The 19,500-nt window shown below is 77.1% G+C and carries 21 protein-coding genes and 1 pseudogene; 13 read left to right on the top strand and 9 right to left on the bottom strand.

Features of this window, described 5'->3' with window-relative positions:
- Positions 1 to 45: 45 nt before the first annotated feature.
- Positions 46 to 747 (bottom strand): TetR/AcrR family transcriptional regulator, encoded by a 702-nt coding sequence (locus ACRYM2_RS19410; RefSeq protein ID WP_432524072.1) that lies wholly within the window; start codon positions 745 to 747, stop codon positions 46 to 48.
- Positions 748 to 912: 165 nt separating this feature from the next.
- Here ACRYM2_RS19410 and ACRYM2_RS19405 point away from each other — a divergent pair, with 165 nt between their 5' ends.
- The 4 genes from ACRYM2_RS19405 (at position 913) to ACRYM2_RS19390 (ending at position 5,426) form a co-directional block, all read left to right on the top strand.
- On the top strand, positions 913 to 1,815 hold the full coding sequence (locus ACRYM2_RS19405; protein ID WP_432524071.1) for an alpha/beta hydrolase family protein: 903 nt from the start codon (positions 913 to 915) through the stop codon (positions 1,813 to 1,815).
- A 112-nt stretch (positions 1,816 to 1,927) separates the two neighbouring features.
- A complete protein-coding gene (locus ACRYM2_RS19400) occupies positions 1,928 to 3,643 on the top strand; it encodes a DEAD/DEAH box helicase (RefSeq protein WP_432524070.1) in 1,716 nt (571 codons plus the stop codon).
- A gap of 564 nt (positions 3,644 to 4,207) precedes the next feature.
- Positions 4,208 to 4,720, top strand: coding sequence for a 2-thiouracil desulfurase family protein (locus tag ACRYM2_RS19395; RefSeq protein ID WP_432524069.1), 513 nt, complete (start codon positions 4,208 to 4,210; stop codon positions 4,718 to 4,720).
- Between the two features lie 73 nt (positions 4,721 to 4,793).
- Entirely contained in the window at positions 4,794 to 5,426 is a 633-nt protein-coding gene (locus ACRYM2_RS19390; RefSeq protein ID WP_432524068.1) for an FMN-dependent NADH-azoreductase, read from the top strand.
- 37 nt (positions 5,427 to 5,463) lie between these two features.
- On the opposite strand, the gene ACRYM2_RS19385 is transcribed toward ACRYM2_RS19390, so the two are convergent.
- The 4 genes from ACRYM2_RS19385 to ACRYM2_RS19370 all read right to left on the bottom strand — a co-directional run bounded on the left by ACRYM2_RS19385 (position 5,464) and on the right by ACRYM2_RS19370 (position 8,159).
- Positions 5,464 to 6,222: a ferredoxin reductase gene (locus ACRYM2_RS19385; protein ID WP_432524067.1), complete on the bottom strand. Its 759-nt coding sequence runs from the start codon at positions 6,220 to 6,222 to the stop codon at positions 5,464 to 5,466.
- Positions 6,195 to 6,791: a molybdopterin-dependent oxidoreductase gene (locus ACRYM2_RS19380; protein ID WP_432524074.1), complete on the bottom strand. Its 597-nt coding sequence runs from the start codon at positions 6,789 to 6,791 to the stop codon at positions 6,195 to 6,197. The genes ACRYM2_RS19385 and ACRYM2_RS19380 overlap by 28 nt, the downstream gene beginning before the upstream one ends.
- A gap of 44 nt (positions 6,792 to 6,835) precedes the next feature.
- Positions 6,836 to 7,636, bottom strand: coding sequence for an SDR family NAD(P)-dependent oxidoreductase (locus ACRYM2_RS19375; RefSeq protein WP_432524066.1), 801 nt, complete (start codon positions 7,634 to 7,636; stop codon positions 6,836 to 6,838).
- A gap of 70 nt (positions 7,637 to 7,706) precedes the next feature.
- Positions 7,707 to 8,159: a rhodanese-like domain-containing protein gene (locus tag ACRYM2_RS19370; protein WP_432524065.1), complete on the bottom strand. Its 453-nt coding sequence runs from the start codon at positions 8,157 to 8,159 to the stop codon at positions 7,707 to 7,709.
- A 101-nt stretch (positions 8,160 to 8,260) separates the two neighbouring features.
- On the opposite strand from ACRYM2_RS19370, the pseudogene ACRYM2_RS19365 reads away from it, so the two are divergent.
- From ACRYM2_RS19365 to ACRYM2_RS19350, 4 genes and pseudogenes are all read left to right on the top strand, one after another.
- A pseudogene (locus tag ACRYM2_RS19365) lies at positions 8,261 to 8,718 on the top strand (Lrp/AsnC family transcriptional regulator).
- A gap of 134 nt (positions 8,719 to 8,852) precedes the next feature.
- Positions 8,853 to 9,416, top strand: coding sequence for a GNAT family N-acetyltransferase (locus tag ACRYM2_RS19360; RefSeq protein WP_432524064.1), 564 nt, complete (start codon positions 8,853 to 8,855; stop codon positions 9,414 to 9,416).
- A gap of 52 nt (positions 9,417 to 9,468) precedes the next feature.
- Positions 9,469 to 9,987 carry a hypothetical protein gene (locus ACRYM2_RS19355; RefSeq protein WP_432524063.1) on the top strand — a complete coding sequence of 173 codons (519 nt, stop codon included), beginning with the start codon at positions 9,469 to 9,471 and terminating at the stop codon, positions 9,985 to 9,987.
- Positions 9,984 to 10,538 carry a hypothetical protein gene (locus tag ACRYM2_RS19350; RefSeq protein WP_432524062.1) on the top strand — a complete coding sequence of 185 codons (555 nt, stop codon included), beginning with the start codon at positions 9,984 to 9,986 and terminating at the stop codon, positions 10,536 to 10,538. Before ACRYM2_RS19355 ends, ACRYM2_RS19350 begins: the two co-directional genes overlap by 4 nt.
- 19 nt (positions 10,539 to 10,557) lie before the next feature.
- On the opposite strand, the gene ACRYM2_RS19345 is transcribed toward ACRYM2_RS19350, so the two are convergent.
- The 3 genes from ACRYM2_RS19345 to ACRYM2_RS19335 form a co-directional block, all read right to left on the bottom strand.
- On the bottom strand, positions 10,558 to 11,838 hold the full coding sequence (locus tag ACRYM2_RS19345) for a cation:proton antiporter (protein ID WP_432524061.1): 1,281 nt from the start codon (positions 11,836 to 11,838) through the stop codon (positions 10,558 to 10,560).
- A 338-nt stretch (positions 11,839 to 12,176) separates the two neighbouring features.
- Positions 12,177 to 12,344: a 50S ribosomal protein L33 gene (gene rpmG / locus ACRYM2_RS19340; RefSeq protein ID WP_166615147.1), complete on the bottom strand. Its 168-nt coding sequence runs from the start codon at positions 12,342 to 12,344 to the stop codon at positions 12,177 to 12,179.
- Positions 12,345 to 12,476: 132 nt separating this feature from the next.
- Positions 12,477 to 13,088 carry a TetR/AcrR family transcriptional regulator gene (locus ACRYM2_RS19335; protein WP_432524060.1) on the bottom strand — a complete coding sequence of 204 codons (612 nt, stop codon included), beginning with the start codon at positions 13,086 to 13,088 and terminating at the stop codon, positions 12,477 to 12,479.
- A gap of 77 nt (positions 13,089 to 13,165) precedes the next feature.
- Between ACRYM2_RS19335 and ACRYM2_RS19330 the strand changes: the two genes are divergently transcribed.
- The 5 genes from ACRYM2_RS19330 to ACRYM2_RS19310 all read left to right on the top strand — a co-directional run bounded on the left by ACRYM2_RS19330 (position 13,166) and on the right by ACRYM2_RS19310 (position 16,148).
- Positions 13,166 to 13,633, top strand: coding sequence for a GNAT family N-acetyltransferase (locus ACRYM2_RS19330; protein WP_432524059.1), 468 nt, complete (start codon positions 13,166 to 13,168; stop codon positions 13,631 to 13,633).
- A 91-nt stretch (positions 13,634 to 13,724) separates the two neighbouring features.
- Entirely contained in the window at positions 13,725 to 14,423 is a 699-nt protein-coding gene (locus ACRYM2_RS19325; protein ID WP_432524073.1) for a HemK2/MTQ2 family protein methyltransferase, read from the top strand.
- Entirely contained in the window at positions 14,413 to 14,619 is a 207-nt protein-coding gene (locus ACRYM2_RS19320) for a CDGSH iron-sulfur domain-containing protein (RefSeq protein WP_432524058.1), read from the top strand. The genes ACRYM2_RS19325 and ACRYM2_RS19320 overlap by 11 nt, the downstream gene beginning before the upstream one ends.
- On the top strand, positions 14,616 to 15,635 hold the full coding sequence (locus ACRYM2_RS19315) for an iron-containing redox enzyme family protein (RefSeq protein ID WP_432524057.1): 1,020 nt from the start codon (positions 14,616 to 14,618) through the stop codon (positions 15,633 to 15,635). The genes ACRYM2_RS19320 and ACRYM2_RS19315 overlap by 4 nt, the downstream gene beginning before the upstream one ends.
- 87 nt (positions 15,636 to 15,722) lie before the next feature.
- Positions 15,723 to 16,148 carry a hypothetical protein gene (locus ACRYM2_RS19310; RefSeq protein ID WP_432524056.1) on the top strand — a complete coding sequence of 142 codons (426 nt, stop codon included), beginning with the start codon at positions 15,723 to 15,725 and terminating at the stop codon, positions 16,146 to 16,148.
- A 39-nt stretch (positions 16,149 to 16,187) separates the two neighbouring features.
- On the opposite strand, the gene ACRYM2_RS19305 is transcribed toward ACRYM2_RS19310, so the two are convergent.
- Positions 16,188 to 19,256: a bifunctional diguanylate cyclase/phosphodiesterase gene (locus tag ACRYM2_RS19305; RefSeq protein ID WP_432524055.1), complete on the bottom strand. Its 3,069-nt coding sequence runs from the start codon at positions 19,254 to 19,256 to the stop codon at positions 16,188 to 16,190.
- Positions 19,257 to 19,500: the final 244 nt, after the last annotated feature.

Below are 19,500 nucleotides of genomic sequence, written 5' to 3'. Positions count from 1 at the left end.
CCCCCCCCCCCCCCCCCCCCCCCCCCCCCCCCCCCGGGGCAGCCGCTAGGCCTGCCCCTGCACGGGTCCCTGCGCCGCTCCGGGTTCCGCTCCCGGTTCCCCGGTCCGCCGCCCGAGGCTGCGCTCCAGCCCCCGCACGAACACCTCGAACGCGGCGTCGACGCGCTCGGCGTCGCCGGTGACCATCCGGTCCAGCACCAGCCCGCGCATCGCGGACAGCACCAGCGTGGCCTGCGCGCCGGCGCCCTCGCGGGCGGCGCCCGCGGCCACCAGCCCGTCGGCCAGCAGGCCGGTGCGCGCGCGCACGGAGGCCCGCACGGCCGCGGCGAGGTCGTCGTCGTAGAGGGCGCTGCCGGTGATCGCCAGGAACAGGCGCACGTAGCGCTCGCCCGGGGCCGAGGTGGCGTGCGCCCACAGGGCCCGCAGCGGCCCACCGCCCGAGCCGCCGCCCGAGCCGCCGTCCGGGCCGCCCCGGCGCAGTCCCGGTGCGCTGAACGCGCGGTCGAGCACGCGCTCGACGATCTCGGCGAGCATCCGCTCGCGGGTGCCGAAGTGGTGCAGCAGGGCCGCGTGGCTGACCCCGGCCGCCTCGGCGACCCGGCGCAGCGAGGCCTGCGCGAGCCCGTGCGCCACGACATGCTCGGTGACCGCGTGCAGCAGTTCCTCGCGGCGGTGCCGGTAGCGCAACCGGCGCCCGTCCTCCTTCGGCGGGTCCCCGACCCCGGCGCCGATCCCGTCCCCGGTCACGGCGGCAGCGTAGCCGCCGGCAGTTGCTTGACCACCTGGTCAGCCAAAAGTAGTGTTCCCCGCGTCCCGCAGCGGAGGTCCCGGCCGGCCCCGACGACGAGCCCGGTCCCCGCTCCGCTGCCGGAACGCCCCGTCGCGCCCCGCCGCCCCGTCGAGGAGAACCCGATGTCCCGCACGCACCAGACCGCGAAGCCCCGCGCGATCCAGCGCGTCCGCGCCTCGCTGGCCGCCACCGCCCTCGCGGTGACGATCCCCCTGGTCACCGCCCAGGCCCCCGCGCAGGCCGCGGACAACCCCTACGAACGCGGTCCGGCTCCCACGACCTCGAGCATCCAGGCGACCCGCGGCCCGTTCGCCGTCTCCACCACGACGGTCTCCGGCTTCGCCGCGCGCGGTTTCGGCGGCGGCACGATCTACTACCCGAGCACGACCACGGCCGGGACCTTCGGCGGCGTGGTCATCGCCCCCGGCTACACCGCCTCCCAGTCGAGCATCGCCTGGCTGGGCCCGCGCCTGGCCTCGCAGGGTTTCGTGGTGTTCACCATCGACACCCTCAGCCGCTACGACCAGCCCTCCAGCCGCGGCGACCAGCTGCTGGCCGCGGCCGACCACCTCACCGGTTCCAGCAGCGTGCGCTCGCGCGTCGACGCGAGCCGGATCGCGGTCATGGGGCACTCCATGGGCGGCGGCGGCACCCTCGAGGCCGCCAAGGACCGCCCCTCGCTGCAGGCGGCCATCGGCATGACGCCGTGGAACCTCGACAAGACGTGGCCGGAGGTGTCCACCCCGACGATGGTGATCGGGGCGCAGAACGACTCCACGGCCCCCGTCGCCTCGCACTCGGAGCCGTTCTACCGCTCGCTGCCGGCCACCACGGACAAGGCCTACCTGGAGCTGCGCGGCGCCAGCCACTTCGCGCCCAACAGCTCCAACACCACGATCGCCTCCTACAGCATCTCCTGGCTGAAGCGCTTCGTGGACGACGACACCCGCTACACGCAGTTCCTGTGCCCGACGCCGAGCGCCACCACGGCCATCAGCGAGTACCTCAGCAACTGCCCGTACTGATCCCTCCGCCGTCCCCTCCGCCCGCGCCCGCCGTCCGCGCCCGCGCGGTCGGGACCCCCGGTCCCCGACCGCGCCCGAGCGGGCGGTGGGCGCAGTGGGCACACTCGGGGGCATGAGCTCGCCCGAGGACCCCACGTTCGCCGACCTGGCCCTGCGGGAGGAGCTGCTGCGGCCGCTGACCGCGCTCGGCTACGAGGAGCCCACGCCGATCCAGCGGGAGGCCGTGCCGCCGCTGCTGGCCGGGCGCGACGTCCTCGGCGTGGCCGCCACCGGCACCGGCAAGACCGCCGCCTACGCGCTGCCGCTGCTGCAGGTCCTGGCCCCGCTGCCCGAGCGGCCCGGCACCCCCACCGCCCTGGTGCTGACCCCCACCCGCGAGCTGGCGGTGCAGGTCTCGGAGGCGGTGTACAAGTACGGCCGCGAGCTCGGCGCCCGGGTGCTGCCCGTCTACGGCGGGACCCCGATCGGCCAGCAGCTGCGCTCGCTCGCGCGCGGCGTGGACGTCGTGGTCGCCACCCCGGGCCGCGCGCTGGACCTGCTGGGGCGCGGCGCGCTGAGCTTCGGGGCGCTGCGCACCGTCGTGCTCGACGAGGCCGACGAGATGCTCGACATGGGTTTCAGCGAGGACATCGAGGAACTGCTCTCCGCCGCCCCCGAGGACCGCCAGACCGTGCTGTTCTCGGCGACGATGCCCTCGCGCACGGCGGCGCTGGCCCGCCGCCACCTGCGCGACCCGGTGCGGGTGCGCATCGAGCGCCCGGCCGTGGCGGCCGGGCAGGTGCCGAAGGTCCGCCAGATCGCCTACCTGGTGCCCCGCGCGCACAAGACCACCGCGCTGGGCCGGGTGCTGGACGTGGAGGCGCCCACCGCGGCGCTGGTGTTCTGCCGCACCCGCGAGCAGGTGGACACCGTCACCGAGAGCCTCAACGGGCGCGGCTACCGGGCCGAGGCCCTGCACGGCGGCATGAGCCAGGACCAGCGCGAGAAGGTGCTGAACCGGCTGCGGGCGGGGACCGCCGACCTGCTGGTGGCCACCGACGTCGCCGCCCGCGGCCTCGACGTGGAGCACCTGAGCCACGTCGTGAACTTCGACGTGCCCAGCGCCCCCGAGTCCTACGTGCACCGCATCGGCCGGGTCGGGCGCGCCGGGCGCGAGGGCGTGGCCATCACGCTGGCCGACTCCCGCGAGCACCGGATGCTCAAGACGATCGAGCGGGTCACCGGCCAGCGCATCGCCGTCGAGGCGCTGCCGACGGTCGCCGACCTGCACGCCCGGCGCCTGGAGCTGACCCGGGCGGCGCTGCGCGAGAGCCTGCTCACCGACGAGCTGGACCGCTTCCGCAGCGTCGTGGAGTCGCTCGGCGACGAGTTCGACCTCGTCCAGATCGCCCTGGCGGCGGTGAAGCTGGCCCACGAGGCGACCGGCGGCCGCGACGGCGAGGACGTCGACATCCCCGCCGAGCGCCCCGGACCCGACCGGGACACCGGGCGCGGCGGCCGCCCCGAGCGCGGCACCCGCCCCGAGCGCGGCCGGGGCCGCCCGGCCGGCGGCGACGGCTCCTCGTCGACGACCCGGTTGTTCGTGGGGGCCGGTCGCAGCGCGGGCATCCGGCCGCAGGACCTCGTCGGGGCGATCGCCGGGGAGCCCTCCCTCACCGGGCGCGACGTCGGCGGCATCGAGATCACCGAGCGGTTCTCCCTGGTGGAGGTGCCCTCGGACAAGGCCGAGGAGGTCATCCGGGGCCTGCGCGGGGCGACGCTGCGCGGCAGGCGTCCGACGGTGCGCCGCGACCGCGACGGCGAACCCGCCCGGGGTTCCGGCGAGTAGCGACCACGGGAGCGGCACCAGCGGCGCCGTGACCACCACCACCGCACGGCACGTCCTCGTGCTGCGCCACGGGGTATGGGGTACCACCCCCTCCTCGGCGACCGAGGCGGCGGCGTGGCGGCGGCGCACCGCTGCGGCGGGTCGTCGTGCTCCCGGAGCGCGGCGGTGTCGTCGAGGTGGGCCTCGAGACCGTCCGTCGTCTGCTCCCCGAGGAGCAGGCCGGTCCTGCCGATCCGGTCCACGACCTCGCGGTGGCGGGGCGAGGCGTCGAGCGCGTCGACGTCCGCCCGGTCGCGCCGGCAGGTGACGACGACGCACTGCGCCCCGTCGCGGCCCGTGAGGACGCCGAGGAGACCCTCGTGCTCGCGGAACACCGGCAGCGACACCTCGCGGGCGGACCGCTCGTGCTCCGCGGCGCGGGCAGCGTCCACCTGCGTGCGCCAGACCCTGATCGGAGCTCCTCCTGCAGGGGCGTCGTGCGCGGACCGCCGTGGGAGGCGGCGCGCCGTGCACCGCCCGGGTTTTTCCCGGCCCCCCCGCCTGCCCCTGCGGTACGGTCCCGGCGTGCCGAGCCGAGCCGGGGCGGGGGACGGACCGCCGGGGGACGGGCCTGCGGGCCCGCGGTTGGTGAGTTCCTGCCTGGCCGGGGTGCCGTGCCGCTACGACGGGGCCGCCCGGCCGGACCCCGACGTCGTGGCCGACGTCGCCGCCGGGCGCTCCCTGCCGCTGTGCGCCGAGGTCCTCGGCGGGTTGCCGACCCCGCGGCCGGCCGCGGAGATCGTCGGCGGCGACGGCCACGACGTGCTGGCCGGCCGGGCGAGCGTGCGCACCCGCGACGGCGCCGACCTCACGGCGCAGTTCGTCGCCGGCGCCCTCGAGGTGGCCCGCCGGGCCGCCGCGGCCGGGGTGGTCGAGGCGGTCCTGCAGGCCCGCAGCCCGTCGTGCGGGTGCGGGCGGATCTACTCCGGCGCCCACGACGGGACCCTCGTCGACGGGGACGGGGTGGTCGCGGCCGCTCTGCAGCGCAACGGGATCCGGACCACCGCGCGCAGAGGCGGCCCCTGGCCCCGGCCGTGAGCCCGGCCCGGGCCGCGAGGTCCGCCGCGGTGGGAGCGGCTGCCGCGGCGGCCGGGATGGGTAGCCTCGCGCCATGCCGCACCTGTTGCACCTGGACTCCTCGGCCGACCTCGCGACGTCGCGGTCGCGGGCCGTCACCGCCTCCTTCGCCGACGCGTGGAAGGCGCGCGGGGACGAGTACACGACCACCTACCGGGACCTGCACACCGATCCGCTGCCGCACCTGGCGCACGCGGAGCTGCACTGGGCGGCGGCCGACCGCAAGCCCGGGATCCCGCTGCCCCCCGAGCAGGAGCGGATCATGGAGACGATCCAGGCCGAGCTGCTCGCCGCGGACGTCGTCGTCATCGGCGCGCCGCTGTACAACTACACGGTCCCCTCGACGCTGAAGGTCTGGATCGACAACGTCCACGTCCCCGGCGTGCTCGCCGGCGAGGGCAGCCGGCCGATGGCCGGCCGGCACGCGGTGGTCGTCAGCAGCCGCGGCGCGACCTACGACACCGGCACGCCGACCGAGGGCTGGGACCACGGGGTGCCCGTGCTGCAGATCGTGCTCGGCGCCTCGCTGGGCATGCAGGTGCACCTCGTGCAGACCAGCGCGACGCTCGCCGACCGGCTGCCCGACCTGGCCGCCCTGCGCGAGCGCAGCGAGGCCGAGCTCGCCGCCGCGCACGCGGCCGCCCGGGAACTGGCGTCGACCCTCTGAGCACGACCCTCCAGGCGGCGCTGACGCGCCGTACCCCTCAGCGGGCGGAGCCGAACCTCTCGGTGCGGATCCGCCCGCTGTCGTGGCCGGCGGCCACGAGCAGCTCGGCGACGTGCTCGACGAACGGCGTCGGCCCGCACACCAGGCACAGCGGCCGCTGCGCGGGCGGGATGGAGGCGGCCGCGAGGCGCTGCGCGTCCAGCCGCCCGGGGCGGGCCGCCTCACCGGGCGGCACCTCGCGCGTCCACACGAGGTCGAGGGAGAAGCCCGGCTGGCCGGCGGCGCGCTCCAGCAGCTCCGCCCGGTACATCGCCACCGCCGGGGAGCGCACCGAGAGCAGCAGCCGCAGTTCCGGCGCCGCGGGCACCTGCGCGTGGGTGCGCACCACCGACAGCAGCGGCACCACGCCGGAACCGCCGCCGACCAGCTGCACCGGCCCGGGGGTGCCCGGGCGCCACACGAACCAGCCGCCGAGCGGGCCGGTCACCTCCAGCACGTCACCGGGGCGGACCTCCTCCACGAGGAAGGAGGAGACCTCCCCCTCCTCCAGCAGTTCCACGCCGATCTCGACGCGGGCCCGGCCCGTGGGCACCGCGGCCGACGCCAGCGAGTAGGAGCGGACGGCCTGGTAGCCGTCGGGTGCGGTCAGGCGCACGTCGAGGTGCTGGCCGGCGAGGTGGCCGGGCCAGTCGGGGACGTCGAGGACGAGGGTGCGCGCGGTCGCGCTCTCGGCCCGCACGTCGGCGACCCGGGCTGCGCGCCAGCCGTTCAGAGGGAGTACCTCTGCTCGCTCCACGGGTCGCCGTAGGCGTGGTAGCCGACGCGTTCCCAGAAACCGAGCTCCTGCTCGTCGGACAGGGTGATCGAGCGCACCCACTTCGCCGACTTCCACAGGTACAGGTGCGGGACGAGCAGCCGGGCGGGCCCGCCGTGCACGGGTTCCAGCGGCTGCCCGTCGTAGCCGGTGACGATCCAGGCCCGCCCGCCGAGCAGGTCGGCGACCGGCAGGTTCGTGGTGTACCCGCCGTAGCTGGTGACCAGCGCGTGCCCGGCCGAGGTCTGCACGCGGTCGAAGAACGCGTCCAGGGGGTACCCGGCCCAGCGGGTGCCGAACTTCGACCAGCGCGTCACGCAGTGCAGGTCGGTGTCGAAGGAGTCGAGCGGCAGCCGGTGCAGGCCGTTCCAGTCCCAGTGGTGGGAACTGCCCGTCTCGGTGGTGATGGTGAAGCGCCACTCGTCGGTCTCCACGCGCGGGGTGGGACCGGCGGAGAGCACGGGGAAGTCGTCGGTGCGGTACTGCCCCGGCGGCAGCGCCTCGGTGCGGCGCCGGCGGCGGCCGGTGAAGCCCCGGGTGACCTCGGGGATGCGCAGGACCTCGTTCTCCGCGCCGTCGCCGGGCTCGACGGCGCTCACGGCAGGATCGCGTCGACGTAGCCGCCGTCGACGCGCACCGCGGCACCCGTCGTCGCGGACGCCAGCGGGGAGGCCAGGTAGCAGACCATGTTCGCGATCTCCTCCGGTTCGATGAGCCGCTGCAGCAGCGACTGGGGGCGGTGCTCGACCATGAAGCGCTGCTGCGCCTCCTCCCACGGCAGGTCCCCCGGGACGAGTTCGCGGACGAAGTCCTCGACGCCACCGGTGTGCGTGGGCCCGGCCAGGACGCTGTTCACCGTCACGCCCGTGCCGGCGGCCGCCTTCGCGAAACCCCGGTGCACCCCCAGCAGCGCGGTCTTGGTGACGCCGTAGTGGATCATCTCGGCCGGGGTGACGACGGCGGAGTCGCTGGAGGTGTAGAGCACCCGGCCCCAGCCGCGGCCGGTCATGCCGGGCAGGTAGTGGCGGGTGAGGCGGACGGCGGTGAGGACGTTGACCTCGAAGTAGCGCCGCCACTCCTCGTCGCCGATGGCCAGCGGGTCGGCGGCGCCGAAGACCCCGAGGTTGTTGACGAGGACGTCGACGTCGGGGACCTCCCCGACGAGGCGGGCGTGCCCGTGGTCGGTGACGATGTCGGCGGCGACCCAGCGCACGCCGTCCTGCGGCACCCCCTCGCGCCCGGCGATGCCCGCGGCCGCCGCGGCGAGCCTGCCCTCGTCGCGGCCGGAGAGGACGACGCGCGCCCCCGCGCCCGCCAGCCCCGTCGCCACGGCCAGCCCGATGCCCTGCGAGGAGCCGGTGACCAGGGCCGTCTTCCCGGTGAGGTCGATGCGCACGGGGACTGTCTACCGGGCGGGCGGGCGCGGCGGCCAGGGGCCGGCAGGGTCTGAGTCAGCAGTCGCAGAGTCAGCAGTCGCAGGTCACCGCGTGCCCGGCGGGGGCGGTGAGCGGGTCAGGAGCGCGGCGGTGCACGCGGCCGTCCACCTCCACGGGCAGCCCCTCGCGCGCCCAGTACTCGAAGCCGCCCTGCATCTCCTTGACGCGGTACCCCAGGCGCGCGAACGCCAGCGCCGCGCGGGTCGCGCCGTTGCAGCCGGGACCCCAGCAGTGGGTGACGACGACGAGGCCGGGGTCGACCAGCCCGGCGGCCTCGGCGGCGATCCGGGCGGTGGGCAGGTGCAGCGCCCCGGGCACGTGGCCCTGCGCCCAGGCCTGCTCGCCGCGGCTGTCGACGAGGACGAACCCGGGGGTGCCTGCGCTGAGCGCCGCGTGCACGTCGCTGGGGTCGGTGCCCAGGGCGAGCCGGCGCTCGAGCTCGGCGGCGGCCTGGGCGGGGTCGAGGGTGTCGGTGATCTCCACACCCTCGACGCTAGGGGCGCGCGGGCCCGGGACCCAGGGGCTTCCCACGGCCTTCGGGCCGTTCGGCCGCAGGATCCACGGCACTGCGCCAGGATGGCCGGGTGATCGCCGACGAGACCGACCGCCGCCTGCTCGCCGAGCTGCAGGCGGACGGCCGGCAGTCCTGGGCCGAGCTGGGCCGGCGGGTGGCGGTGTCCGCCTCGGCCGTCGTCGAGCGCGTGCGGCGGCTGGAGGAGGCGGGGTCGTGCGCGGCTACCGGGCCGTCGTGGACCCGGCGGCCGTCGGCCTCGGCGTCCGAGCGCTGGTGCGGCTGGAGCACCCCACCGGCAACTGCAAGCCGTTCCACGACCTCGTCGCGGCGACGCCGTTCGTGCTGGAGGCGCACCACGTCACCGGCGAGGACTGCTTCGTGCTCACCGTCCTGGCGCAGGACATGCGCCACCTGGAGGGGCTGACGGGACGGCTGGCGACGCTCGGGGCGGTCACGACGTCGGTCGTCTACTGCAGCCCCGTCGAGGGGCGGCCCGTGCCCGGGAACGACGAAACCCCGGGCGGCTGACGCCAGCTCCGAGGTCGTGCCGAGATTATTCCAGTTCTCGCGAAGGGTGTCAAGCAGGGCTTCCGGCGGCGCGGTCCCCGCGCGGCGCGGGAAAGCGGTCGCGCCGGGACCGCGGTCGTGCCAGCGTCGCCCGGGTGATCCGCTCCGCCCGGCCCGCCGACCTGCCCCGCCTGCGCGAGGTCGAGGTGGCGGCGGGTGCGCTCTTCCGCACCGTCGGCATGGACCGCATCGCCGACGACGACCCGCCCTCGCTGCAGGAGCTGGCCGCCTTCCAGGAGCGGGGCCGGGCATGGGTGGTCACCGGCGAGGCGGGCGGCGGGGTGCCCGTGGGCTACCTGCTGCTGGACCTCGTCGACGGCGCCGCGCACGTGGAGCAGGTCTCCGTCGACCCCGCCTGCGCCCGCCGGCGCCTGGGCGCCTCGCTGCTGGAGACCGCCGCCGGCTGGGCCGCCGCCCGCGGGCTGCCCGCGCTGACCCTCACGACGTTCGCCGACGTGCCGTGGAACGCGCCGCACTACGCGCGGCTGGGGTTCGCGGTGCTGCCCGCCGACCGGCTCGGGCCAGGACTGCGGGGCGTCGTCGAGCGCGAGCGCGCGCACGGCCTGCACGCCTGGCCGCGGGTGGTGATGCGCCGCGACCTCGGGCCGGCCGGCGCGGACCCCGCGAGCGCACGCCCGGCGGATCGCCCTGCCGGGTGAGCGCACCCCGGGGAGCCCCCGGCCACCCCGGGCGGTCCCCTACCGTCGCACGGTGACTCCTCGGACGGCGGCTCCCCGCGCCAGCACCACCCTGCTGCCGTGGGCGGTGCTCGTCGCCTCGGCGCTGCCGGTCGCGCTGCTGCTGGCCGACCTGGCCCTGGTCCTCGGCGGCTCCTTCGACGAGTTCTCCCCCTGGGCCGCGCAGGACGGCGGCACCGGCGAGGGCCTGCTGCTGACCCGGGTCCGCGTGGCGCTGTCCACGGTGGACACCGTGCCCACGCTGCTCGTGGCCACCGTCGGGTGCGCACTGCTGGGCGCCGCGAGCGTCGCGGGTGGCCGCCTGGCCCCCGGGCGCACCGTCCGCGTCGCCGGGGCGGTCGTCGCAGCGCTCGTCGCGCTCGTCGCGGCGGCCGCGGCGCTCGGGACGGCCCTGGGGCTGGGCTGGAGCGGGTACCTGCAGACCGGCGGCGGCCGCTTCCTGGAACTGGCGCCCGTGCTGGGCCCGATGCTCTTCGTCGCCGTCGTCGCGGCGACCGGGTGCGCCGTCCTGGCGCGGGGCCCGCAGCGGTGAGCGGCCACCGGCGGCCCGCGCTCGTGCCGTGGCTGCTGCTGGGCGCGACCGCGGTCCCGCTCGCGCTCAGCGCCCTCGCCGTCGACCGGGTGCTCACCGGTGCGCTCGACGGCGCGAACGTGCCGGGCCCGGGGTTCGTACCGGCCGTCACGGCCGCCCCCGTGCTCTCCGACCGCCTCCTGTGGGCGCTGGGCGCCGCGCACCCGGAGACCGCCGTGCTCACCACCGTCGTGGGGGTCCTCCTGCTCGCGGCGGCCTCGCGGCTGCCGGGAGGGCACCGGCTGGCTCCCGGCCGCGCGGCCCGGCGGGGAGCGGTGGTGCTCGCCGCCGCCGGCGCGGCGGCCGCGCTGCTGACCGCGGCCGCCGTGCTCTGGTGCACCTACGGCCCGTCGACCCCGCTGCAGGAGCAGCTGTCCCTGCCGCCGGACGCGAGCACGATCGTGGTGGTGTCCGTCGACGGCGGGTCGGGGCTCACCGGCGCCGCGAGCCTGCTGGGGGCGGCGGTGCTGCTGGCGCTGGGCTGCCGGTGGCTGCTGCGCGCCCGCCGCTGACGGGCCCGCGAGGCGCGCCTCACAGGTGCGTGGAGGCGATGTCCCCGGGGCGGTCGCTGGCGGCGGCGCGCTCGCGGGCGGCGTCCAGCCGCTTCACCAGCGGGGTGGCGCTGGCCCCGTGCAGCAGCACCGACAGCGCGATGGTGAACCCGACGGCCGCCCACAGCTGCTCGGCCGGGAAGGAGCCCTCCTCCTCCAGCGCCCAGGACAGGTAGAACAGCGAGCCGATGCCGCGGACGCCGAAGACGCTGATCACCACCCGCTCCAGCGTGCCGCCGTGGGTGCCCAGCAGGCTCAGCCAGCCGGCCAGCGGCCGGGCGACCACGATGAGCAGCACGCCGACGAGGGCCAGCTGCCAGGTCAGCGCGGACAGCAGGCCGTCGGCGAGCGCCGCCCCGAGCAGCAGCAGCAGCCACGCGGTGAGCATCCGCTCGATCTGCTCGACGAAGCTGTGGGCGACCTGGTGGGCGCCGTGGGCGCGCTCGGCGGAGCGGATCGCGCAGGCGGCGACGAAGACGGCGACGAAGCCGTAGCCGTGCAGCAGCTCGGTGACCCCGTAGGCCAGGAAGGTCACGGCCAGCGCGGTGAACCCCTCCGCCTCGTCGGCCAGCCGCAGCGAGGGCAGCGGGGAGCGGAAGAACAGCTCGCCGAGCACCTTGCCGATGACGATCCCGCCGACGAGGCCGACGACGGTGCGCAGCAGGACGTCCTCCAGCACCCAGCCGCCGACCTCGGACCAGCCGGCCGCTGCGCCCGCGGCGGCCAGGACCACGGCGAGGTGGACGACGGGGAAGGCGGCGCCGTCGTTGAGCCCGGCCTCGCTGGTGAGGGCGAAGCGGACCTCGTCCTCGGCGCCCTCCTCGTCGCTGGGCTCGCCCACCTGCACGTCGGTGGCCAGCACCGGGTCGGTGGGGGCCAGCACGGCGCCCAGCAGCAGCGCCGCGGCCAGCGGCAGCCCGGCCAGCAGCCAGGCGCCGAGGGCGACGAGGACGATCGTCACGGGCATCGCGACGGCGATGAGCCGCCAGGTGGAGGCCCAGCCGCGCAGGCTGACCGGCCGGTCCAGCGCCAGCCCGGCACCCATGAGCGAGATGATCACGACGATCTCGGTGACGTGCTGCGTCGCGGCACCGTGCTCGAGCGGGTCGACGGTCGGCAGGCCGGGCACCAGGCCCAGCAGCACGCCGCCGGCGAGGAAGGCCATGGGCAGGCTCACCGGCAGGCTGTGGACGATGCGCGGCAGCAGCGCCGCGACGAGGGCGCTGGCGCCGGCCAGGGCGAACAGGACGGGCGAGAGCATCGGTTCCTCACGTCGAGCCGGTGGGGGGCGGCCCGCTCACCGGGCTCCCAGGGAACCTTCACCCCACTTCGGCGCGCCCGCGCGCTGGAGCGCGCCCGGCGCGCGGCGGACCTCCGGGCCGGGAACGCGCAGAGCCGCCCGGCGGAGTGCCGGACGGCTCTGCGGGAGGCGGCGACGGCGGAGCGGGCCGGACCCGCCCCACCGCCGCGCCGGTCAGCCCTGGCGCCCCTCGGAGCGCGGCGAGAGCTCGTCGACGACGGGGACCCTGCCGTGGCGGCGCACCACGACCGAGCCGCGCTGCTGCTCCAGCGACCTCAGCGACGAGCGGACCTCCGCCCTCAGCGCTCCTCGCGGAAGTCGACGTGCTGGCGGGCGACGGGGTCGTACTTGCGCACCACCAGGCGGTCGGGGTCGTTGCGGCGGTTCTTGCGGGTCACGTAGGTGTACCCCGTCCCGGCCGTCGACCGGAGCTTGACGACCGGACGGACGTCGGCGTGCTTGGCCATGAGTGGCGCTCCCCTCGCGCTCGGATCTCGCACCGCCCCGGGAGGGCTCCCGCGGCGGACACCCCTGTCAACCAGGCGTTGTTGAGGACCATTCCCGGTTGCCTGCCCGCCCGGGACCGGGTGGCCCGGCGCTCAGCCCCGCGGCGCGGCGGCGCGCGAGCGCTCCAGCGCGAGGTCGACGGCGGCGCGCTGGCGGCGGGCGGGGTACGTGGCCGGGTCCACCCCGGCCAGCGCGGTGACCCCCTCCACCAGCGCCACCAGGGCCACGGCCTCGTCGGTGCGGCGCCCGGGCGGCAGGTCGGGCCGGCAGCGCGCCAGCAGCCGCTCGACGCGGCGCACGAAGACGAGGTGGTGGGCGGCGTGCAGCGCGGCGAGCTCGGGGTCGGCGACGGCCGCGGCCAGGAAGCCGGTCCACACGCGGGCGTCCTCGCGGGTGCGCTCGTCGACGACCAGGGCCTGGACGAGGGCGGCGCGCAGGACCTCCCACGGGTCGGCGCCGGCGGCCTGCGCCGCGGCCTCGGCGGCCTCGGCGCGCTCGGCGCTGCGCCGGTGCAGCAGCTCCCGCGCGTGCACGAGCAGCGCCCGCTTGCCGGGGAAGGCGTGCAGCACCAGCCCGGTCGAGCAGCCGGCGCGCTCGGCGACCGCCCGCAGGGTCAGCCCGGCCAGGCCCTGCTCGGCGAGCACCGCCCACGTCGCCGCGGACAGCGCCGCCCGCTGCCCGTCCACGTCCCGCCGCCTGGGCACCGCGCCTCCCCCCGTCCGGACGTCCCGGAACACCCGTTACGGTAACAACCGTTCCGGAACGAGGCGAGGAGGACCCGGTGGGTGCAGCGGTGGGCGTGGTGGTGGCGGCCGAGGACTGGGACGCACCCGACGGGGTGCGGCTGCGGGCGGCCCAGCGCGCGGAGCTGGACGCCCGCTACGGCAGCGACGACCACGAGCCCGGCACCCCGCCGACGGCCGCCGACGTCTCCGTCTTCCTCGTCGCCCGCGACGCCGGCGGCAGGGCCCTGGGCTGCGGCGGGCTGCGGCTGCTGGAGCCGGGCACCGCGGAGGTCAAGCGCATGTACGTCGAGCCGGCCGCGCGGGGCACCGGGACCGCCGTCGACCTGCTGCGGGCCCTGGAGGAGCGCGCCCGCGCCCTGGGCGTGCGGCGGCTGCTGCTGGAGACGGGCACGCTGCAGCCGGAGGCGGTCCGCTTCTACGCCCGCGAGGGGTACGAGCGCGTCGAGGGCTTCGGGCCGTACGCGGGCCAGGAGCTGTCCGTCTGCTTCGGGCGCGACCTCTGAGCCGGCGCGGTGCGGGCGGCGCTCCCGCCGGGCCGGCCTCGCGCCGCGTCACCGTGCGCGAGCGACGCGCACGCAGCACGATGCCGGTGTGATGCTGAGACTGCCCGGCACGTACCGGGCGCAAGGGGACACCGCCCTCCTGGCAGGCACCCTCGCCCGCCGCGGCGCCGTCGCGGGGGCCCGCGTGCTCGACGTGGGCACCGGTGGAGGCGCCCTCGCCCTGGCCGCGGTGCGCGCGGGCGCCCGCAGCGTGACCGCCGTGGACCTGTCGCTGCGCTCGGTGGCCTCGGCGCGCCTCAACGCCCTGCTGCACCGCGCGCCGGTCCGGGTCCTGCGCGGCGACCTGTTCGCACCGGTGCGGGGCCGCTCGTTCGACGTCGTGCTGGCGAACCCGCCCTACGTGCCGGCCGAGACCGACGTCCTGCCCCGGCACCGGCCGGGACGCTCCTGGGACGGCGGGCGCGACGGGCGCGCGGTCATCGACCGCATCTGCGACGGGGTCGCCGACGTGCTCGTCCCCGGCGGGCGCCTGCTCATGGTCCAGTCCGCCCTGGCCGACGAGGAGGCGACGCTGGAGCACCTGCGGCGCAACGGCTTCACCGCCACGGTGGTCGCCCGCGCCGACGAGCCCTTCGGGCCGGTCATGCGGGCGCGCGCCGAGGCGCTGCGGGCCCGGGGCCTGCTGCGGCCCGGCCAGGCGCACGAGGAGCTCGTCGTCGTCGAGGCCACCGCGCCCTCCGCGGCCCCGGCCCCGCAGGGCCGCGACGGGGGGTTCGAGAGTGTCGCCTGAGCGCGCCCAGCGGGTCGTCGTCACCGGTGACGGGCCCGTCCTGGTGGAGGGGCCGGTGGAGATCGACCTGCCCGACGGCAGCCGCGTGGTCTCGCAGCGGCCCGTGACCGCCCTGTGCGTGTGCCGCCGCAGCGCCCGCTACCCGATCTGCGACACCAGCCACCGCACCCGGAAGAAGACCGAGGAGAGCTCGTGACGACCACCGCACCGGCACCCGCACCCGTCCACCGGGCCGCACCCGCCCTGCCGCGGGCGCGCGGCCCGCTCAGCGCCGCCGTGCTGGACCTCCTGCGCGGCGGGGCCGCACCGGCGGTGGACGTCGCCGGCGCCGACCCCTTCGGCGAGGACCTCCAGCTGGCCCTGTACGTCTGCTACGAGCTGCACTACCGGGGCTTCGCCGGCGTCGACGACGAGCTGGAGTGGTCCCCCGAGCTGCTGTCCTTCCGGCGCTCGCTGGAGTCGGTGTTCCTCGCCGCGCTGCGCGAGGCCGTCCCCGGCGGCGACGACCTCGCCGCCGAGATCGCCTCCCTGGTCACCGAGGTCCCCGGCGAGCGGGGCGTCTCGCACCACCTGCGCCGCCGGGGCGAGCTGTGGCAGCTGCGCGAGTACATCGCGCTGCGCTCCGCGTACCACCTCAAGGAGGCCGACCCGCAGGCGTGGGTGATCCCCCGGCTGGACGGGCACGCCAAGGCCGCGCTGGTCTCGGTCGAGCACGACGAGTACGGCGCCGGCCGCGGGGAGCTCATGCACGCGCGCCTGTTCGGCGACATGATGCTCGAGCTCGGGCTCAGCGACGCGTACGGCGCCTACCTCGACCACTCCCCCGCGCAGGTGCTGGCCGAGGTGAACTTCATGTCGCTGGCGGGGCTGCACCGCTCCCTGCGCGGAGCGCTCGTCGGGCAGTTCGCCGTGGTCGAGCTGACCTCCTCGCCCGGCTCGGCGCGCCTGGTCGCGGCGGCGCAGCGCCTGGGCTGCGGCCCCGCCACGATCGGCTTCTACGCCGAGCACGTGGAGGCCGACGCCGTCCACGAGCAGGTGGTGCGCCACGGCATCATCGCCCCGCTCGTCGCGGAGGACCCGGCCGTGGCCGCCGACGTGGTCTTCGGGATGCAGGCGGCGACCCTGCTCGACGACCGGCTCGGCGAGCACGTCATGGCCGCGTGGTCCGAGGGGCGCTCCGCCCTCGTGCGGGAGCTGCCGGCAGCGCCCTAGGCGCACCGCGCCGGGTCCGCCGCCGCGCGGACCCGGCCGGATCGGTCGAGACTGCTGGAGGCACCCGCAATCGACCAGGAGCTCACCGTGCGCACTCCCACTGCTCTGACCCTCACCGCGGCCGCGGCTCTCGTGGCGCTGACCGCGTGCAGCTCCGGCTCGAGCACCGGCGACGACGACGCCCCCACGATCACCACGAGCCCCACGCCCTCCCAGGGCGCGCCCGCCCCCGGCGGGGCCACGGACCCGCCGACCGTCACGGCCAGCCCGGACGCCGCCCAGGCGGCCGACCTGACCACCCGCGTGCAGGCCATCGCCCCCGGCCTGGGCACCGACCAGCAGCAGCTCGTCGAGGCCGCGGTGGAGCTGTGCCAGGACTCCGCGCGCGGCGTGGAGGACCGGACGCTGGCCGGCAACGCCGTGGAGGCCCTCGGCACGGGCGGGACCACGCTCACCGAGGACCAGGGCCTCGAGGTCGTCGCCGCGGTGCGCGAGTCCTTCTGCCACGGCTGACGGGACGACCACCGTCACGACCACCGGCACGGGCGGGTCTCAGACCCGCGGGGCGCCCGCCGCCGCCGCCGAGCGCCGCCGCTCCAGCAGGTGCTGGACGAGCTCGCGCTCGGGGCGCGGCGGGCTGTACAGGTAGCCCTGCACCGTGTCGGCGCCGTAGCTGCGCAGCAGGTCGACCTGGCGGGCCGTCTCGACGCCCTCGGCGACCACCGACAGCTCCAGGGCCTGCCCGATGCCCAGCACGGCGCGCACGACGGCGTCGCAGCCGGGGTCGACCCCCAGGCCCGCGACGAACGCCAGGTCGATCTTCAGCACGTCCACCGGCAGCTCGGTCAGCCGCGCCAGGCTGGAGTAGCCGGTGCCCAGGTCGTCGATGGCGATGCGCACCCCCCGCTCGCGCAGCCGCTGGACGTCGGCCAGCAGCGAGTGGGTGATGCGCGGCATGTGCGTCTCGGTGAGCTCCAGGACCAGGCGGTGCGCGGGCAGGCCGTGCCGCTGCAGGGCCTCCAGGGCGTCGTCGTGCAGGTTTCCCGCCTCCAGCTGGCGGCCGGAGACGTTGACGTGCACGGCGGGGGCGTCGGGGCCCAGGTGCTCGCTCCAGGCCGCGGCCATCCGGCAGGACTCGGCGAGCACGCGGCGCCCGATCCCCAGCACCAGCGGGCTGGCCTCGGCCACGTCGAGGAACTCCGCCGGGCTCAGCAGCCCGCGGGTCGGGTGCTGCCAGCGCAGCAGGGTCTCCACGGCCACCACGCGCCCGGTGGCCAGGTCCACCACCGGCTGCCCGTGCAGGACGAACTCGTCCTCGTCGAGGGCGGCGCGCAGCTGCGGCAGCAGCCGGCTGGCGCGCGCCCCGCGGGCCCGCTCCTGGCCGTCGTGGCTGTGGGCGCGGTTGCGGCCCGCGCGCTTGGCGTCGTACATGGCGCCGTCGGCCTGGCCCAGCACCAGCTCGGGGTCGGCCCCGGCCGGGGCCAGGCTCATGCCGATGCTGACGCCGATGCTGAAGGTGCCCGAGGCCAGCAGCACCGGCTCGCGCAGCGCGGCCAGCAGCCGGTCGGCGATCACCCGCAGCCCCGCCTCGTCGCTCAGCCCCGGGCAGATGACGGCGAACTCGTCCCCGCCCAGGCGCGCCAGGGTGTCGCCCGGGCGCAGGCAGGCGCTGAAGCGGGCGGCGACCTCGCGCAGCAGCTCGTCCCCGGCGGCGTGCCCGGCGCTGTCGTTGACGGCCTTGAAGCCGTCCAGGTCCGCGAAGAAGACCCCCACCCGCTGCCCGCCGCGCCCGGCCGCGGCCAGGGCGTGCTCGAGGCGGTCGTGCAGCAGGGTGCGGTTGGGCAGCCCGGTGAGGGCGTCGTGCAGCGCCTGGTGGCGCAGCGCCTCCTCGGCGGCCTTGCGGGCGGTGACGTCCTCGATCAGGCACAGCAGGTGCGGCCGACCGCCTTCGCCGGCGGCCATCACGGTGGCCGAGAGCATCCCCCAGCGGGTGGAGCCGTCGGCGTGGCGGTAGCGCTTCTCCACCTGCGACTGCGTGAGCTCGCCGAGCAGGAACGGGGCGAAGGAGACGATGCACTCGGGCCGGTCGTCGGGGTGGGTCAGGTCGTGGAAGTCGCGGGTCAGCAGCTCGTCGGCGCTCAAGCCGGTGAAGGTGCACAGGGTGGAGTTGACCTGCAGGATCCGCGCGGCGTCGTCCTCGCCGAGCCCGACGATCATCATCCCGACCGGAGCGGTGTCGAAGGCGGTGCGGAAGCGCCGCTCGGAGTCGACCAGCCGCTCCCGGGCGGCGCGCTCGGTGGTGACGTCCCGGATGGCCAGGACCGCTCCGCGCTGCCCGCCGCTGCCGGGGCAGCCGTCCAGCAGCACGGGGTGGGCGGTGAGGTTGAGCACGCGCCCGCCCGGGGCGGCGGCCGTCGTGACGAGCACGTCGACGTCGTCGACGTGCTCGCCGCGCAGCGCGCGCGCCAGCGGCAGGTCCTCCAGCGGCCACGGCGCGCCGTCGGGCCGTGCGGCGCCGAACGCGCCGTCCCAGCGCTCCCGGTCCAGGTCCTCGGGCATCCCGGCGAGCACCTCGCGCGCGGCCCGGTTGCGCATCAGCAGGTGCCCGTCGGCGTCGTGGACCGACAGGCTCTCGGCGGTGGTGTCGAAGACGGTGCCCAGCAGCCGCGAGCTCGCGCGCGCGTCCTCCAGCGCCTGCCGCAGCACGGCGTCCAGGCGGTGGCGCTCCTCGCGGTGCAGCACCAGCATGAGCGTGAGCGCGGTCAGCACCAGGACCAGCAGCTGCACGTCCATCACGCGCTCGGCGGCCGGCACGCCGGCGAAGGGGCCGGAGCCCTCGCGGGTCACCACGACGAGCAGGACGTCGTTGACGGCGACCGTGCCCAGGGCCACCCGGGCGGGCGTCCGCAGACCCAGCCACACCGCCCACGGCACCAGCAGGAACGTCAGCGGGGTCTGCTCCAGCCGGTCCAGGGCGGCGAAGAACAGCACGCCGGCGGCCATCACGAGCGCGTACTCCACCCAGCCGCCCCACGGCGTCCGGGCCGGGACGCAGCGGCGGTCACCGCCGCGCAGCCACAGCGCGGCCAGCACGACGGTGCCCGTGGTGTGGCGCACCAGCCAGCCCAGCGCGGTGGGCACCGGCGGCTGGTCGAGCAGGAGCACGGCCGCGGTGCTCCCGAGGACGGCACCGGCACCGGCGCCGACGCAGGCGGCGATGAGCAGGGCCCACAGGTCCCGGGGCTGGCGCAGCCGGAAGCCGGCCGGCTGCAGGCGCAGGTGCACGGTGCAGGCCACCAGCGCCTGCGCCGTGCTGGCCAGGGCGAAGAGCACCGCCACCAGCGGGCGCTGGGAGGTCGCCAGCTGCGCCAGCGTGCCGGTGGCGCACAGCAGCGCGGCCGCGGTCCAGCGCGCCCGGGGCCGGCGCCAGGAGTGCGCCAGCCACACGAACCCCACGCCGGCCGCCGGCCAGGCCACCGCGAGCGCCATGCCCGGCAGGTGCGAGGCGCGGCCCAGCGCCGTCGCCAGCGCGTACAGCAGGGCGAAGCCCAGCGACGGGGCCAGTGCCGGGCCCAGCACGCGCAGCGTGCCCGGGCGCGCGGAGCGCACGTCGGTCCCCATGCCGCCTCCTCCGCGATCACCGCCCGGTCGACCGGGCCCGCTCGTGATCGTCGGCAGCCGCGACCCCCGGGTTGAGCCGGTGGGGCCCGGCCGTCCCTACCGGCTTCCCGGACCGCCTCCCGGACCGGGGGGGGGGGGGGGGGGGGGGGGGGGGGGGGGGGGGGGGGGGGGGGGGGGGGGGGGGGGGGGGGGGGGGGTGGGGGGGGGGGGGGGGGGGGGGGGGGGGGGGGGGGGGGGGTGGGGG

It is taken from the genome of Kineococcus aridisoli (assembly GCF_050871885.1).
Classification (GTDB): Bacteria; Actinomycetota; Actinomycetes; order Actinomycetales; family Kineococcaceae; genus Kineococcus.
Note: the sequence above shows the minus strand (reverse complement) of the source record. Positions and strands in the feature narration are given on the sequence as shown.

Bases quoted from the DNA above. Each gene is read 5' to 3' on its own strand.
- ACRYM2_RS19405 (WP_432524071.1), top strand. From the start codon at position 913: ATGTCCCGCACGCACCAGACCGCGAAGCCCCGCGCGATCCAGCGCGTC.
- ACRYM2_RS19400 (WP_432524070.1), top strand. From the start codon at position 1,928: ATGAGCTCGCCCGAGGACCCCACGTTCGCCGACCTGGCCCTGCGGGAG.
- ACRYM2_RS19390 (WP_432524068.1), top strand. From the start codon at position 4,794: ATGCCGCACCTGTTGCACCTGGACTCCTCGGCCGACCTCGCGACGTCG.
- ACRYM2_RS19345 (WP_432524061.1), bottom strand. From the start codon at position 11,838: ATGCTCTCGCCCGTCCTGTTCGCCCTGGCCGGCGCCAGCGCCCTCGTC.
- rpmG (WP_166615147.1), bottom strand. From the start codon at position 12,344: ATGGCCAAGCACGCCGACGTCCGTCCGGTCGTCAAGCTCCGGTCGACG.
- ACRYM2_RS19325 (WP_432524073.1), top strand. From the start codon at position 13,725: ATGCTGAGACTGCCCGGCACGTACCGGGCGCAAGGGGACACCGCCCTC.
- ACRYM2_RS19305 (WP_432524055.1), bottom strand. From the start codon at position 19,256: ATGGGGACCGACGTGCGCTCCGCGCGCCCGGGCACGCTGCGCGTGCTG.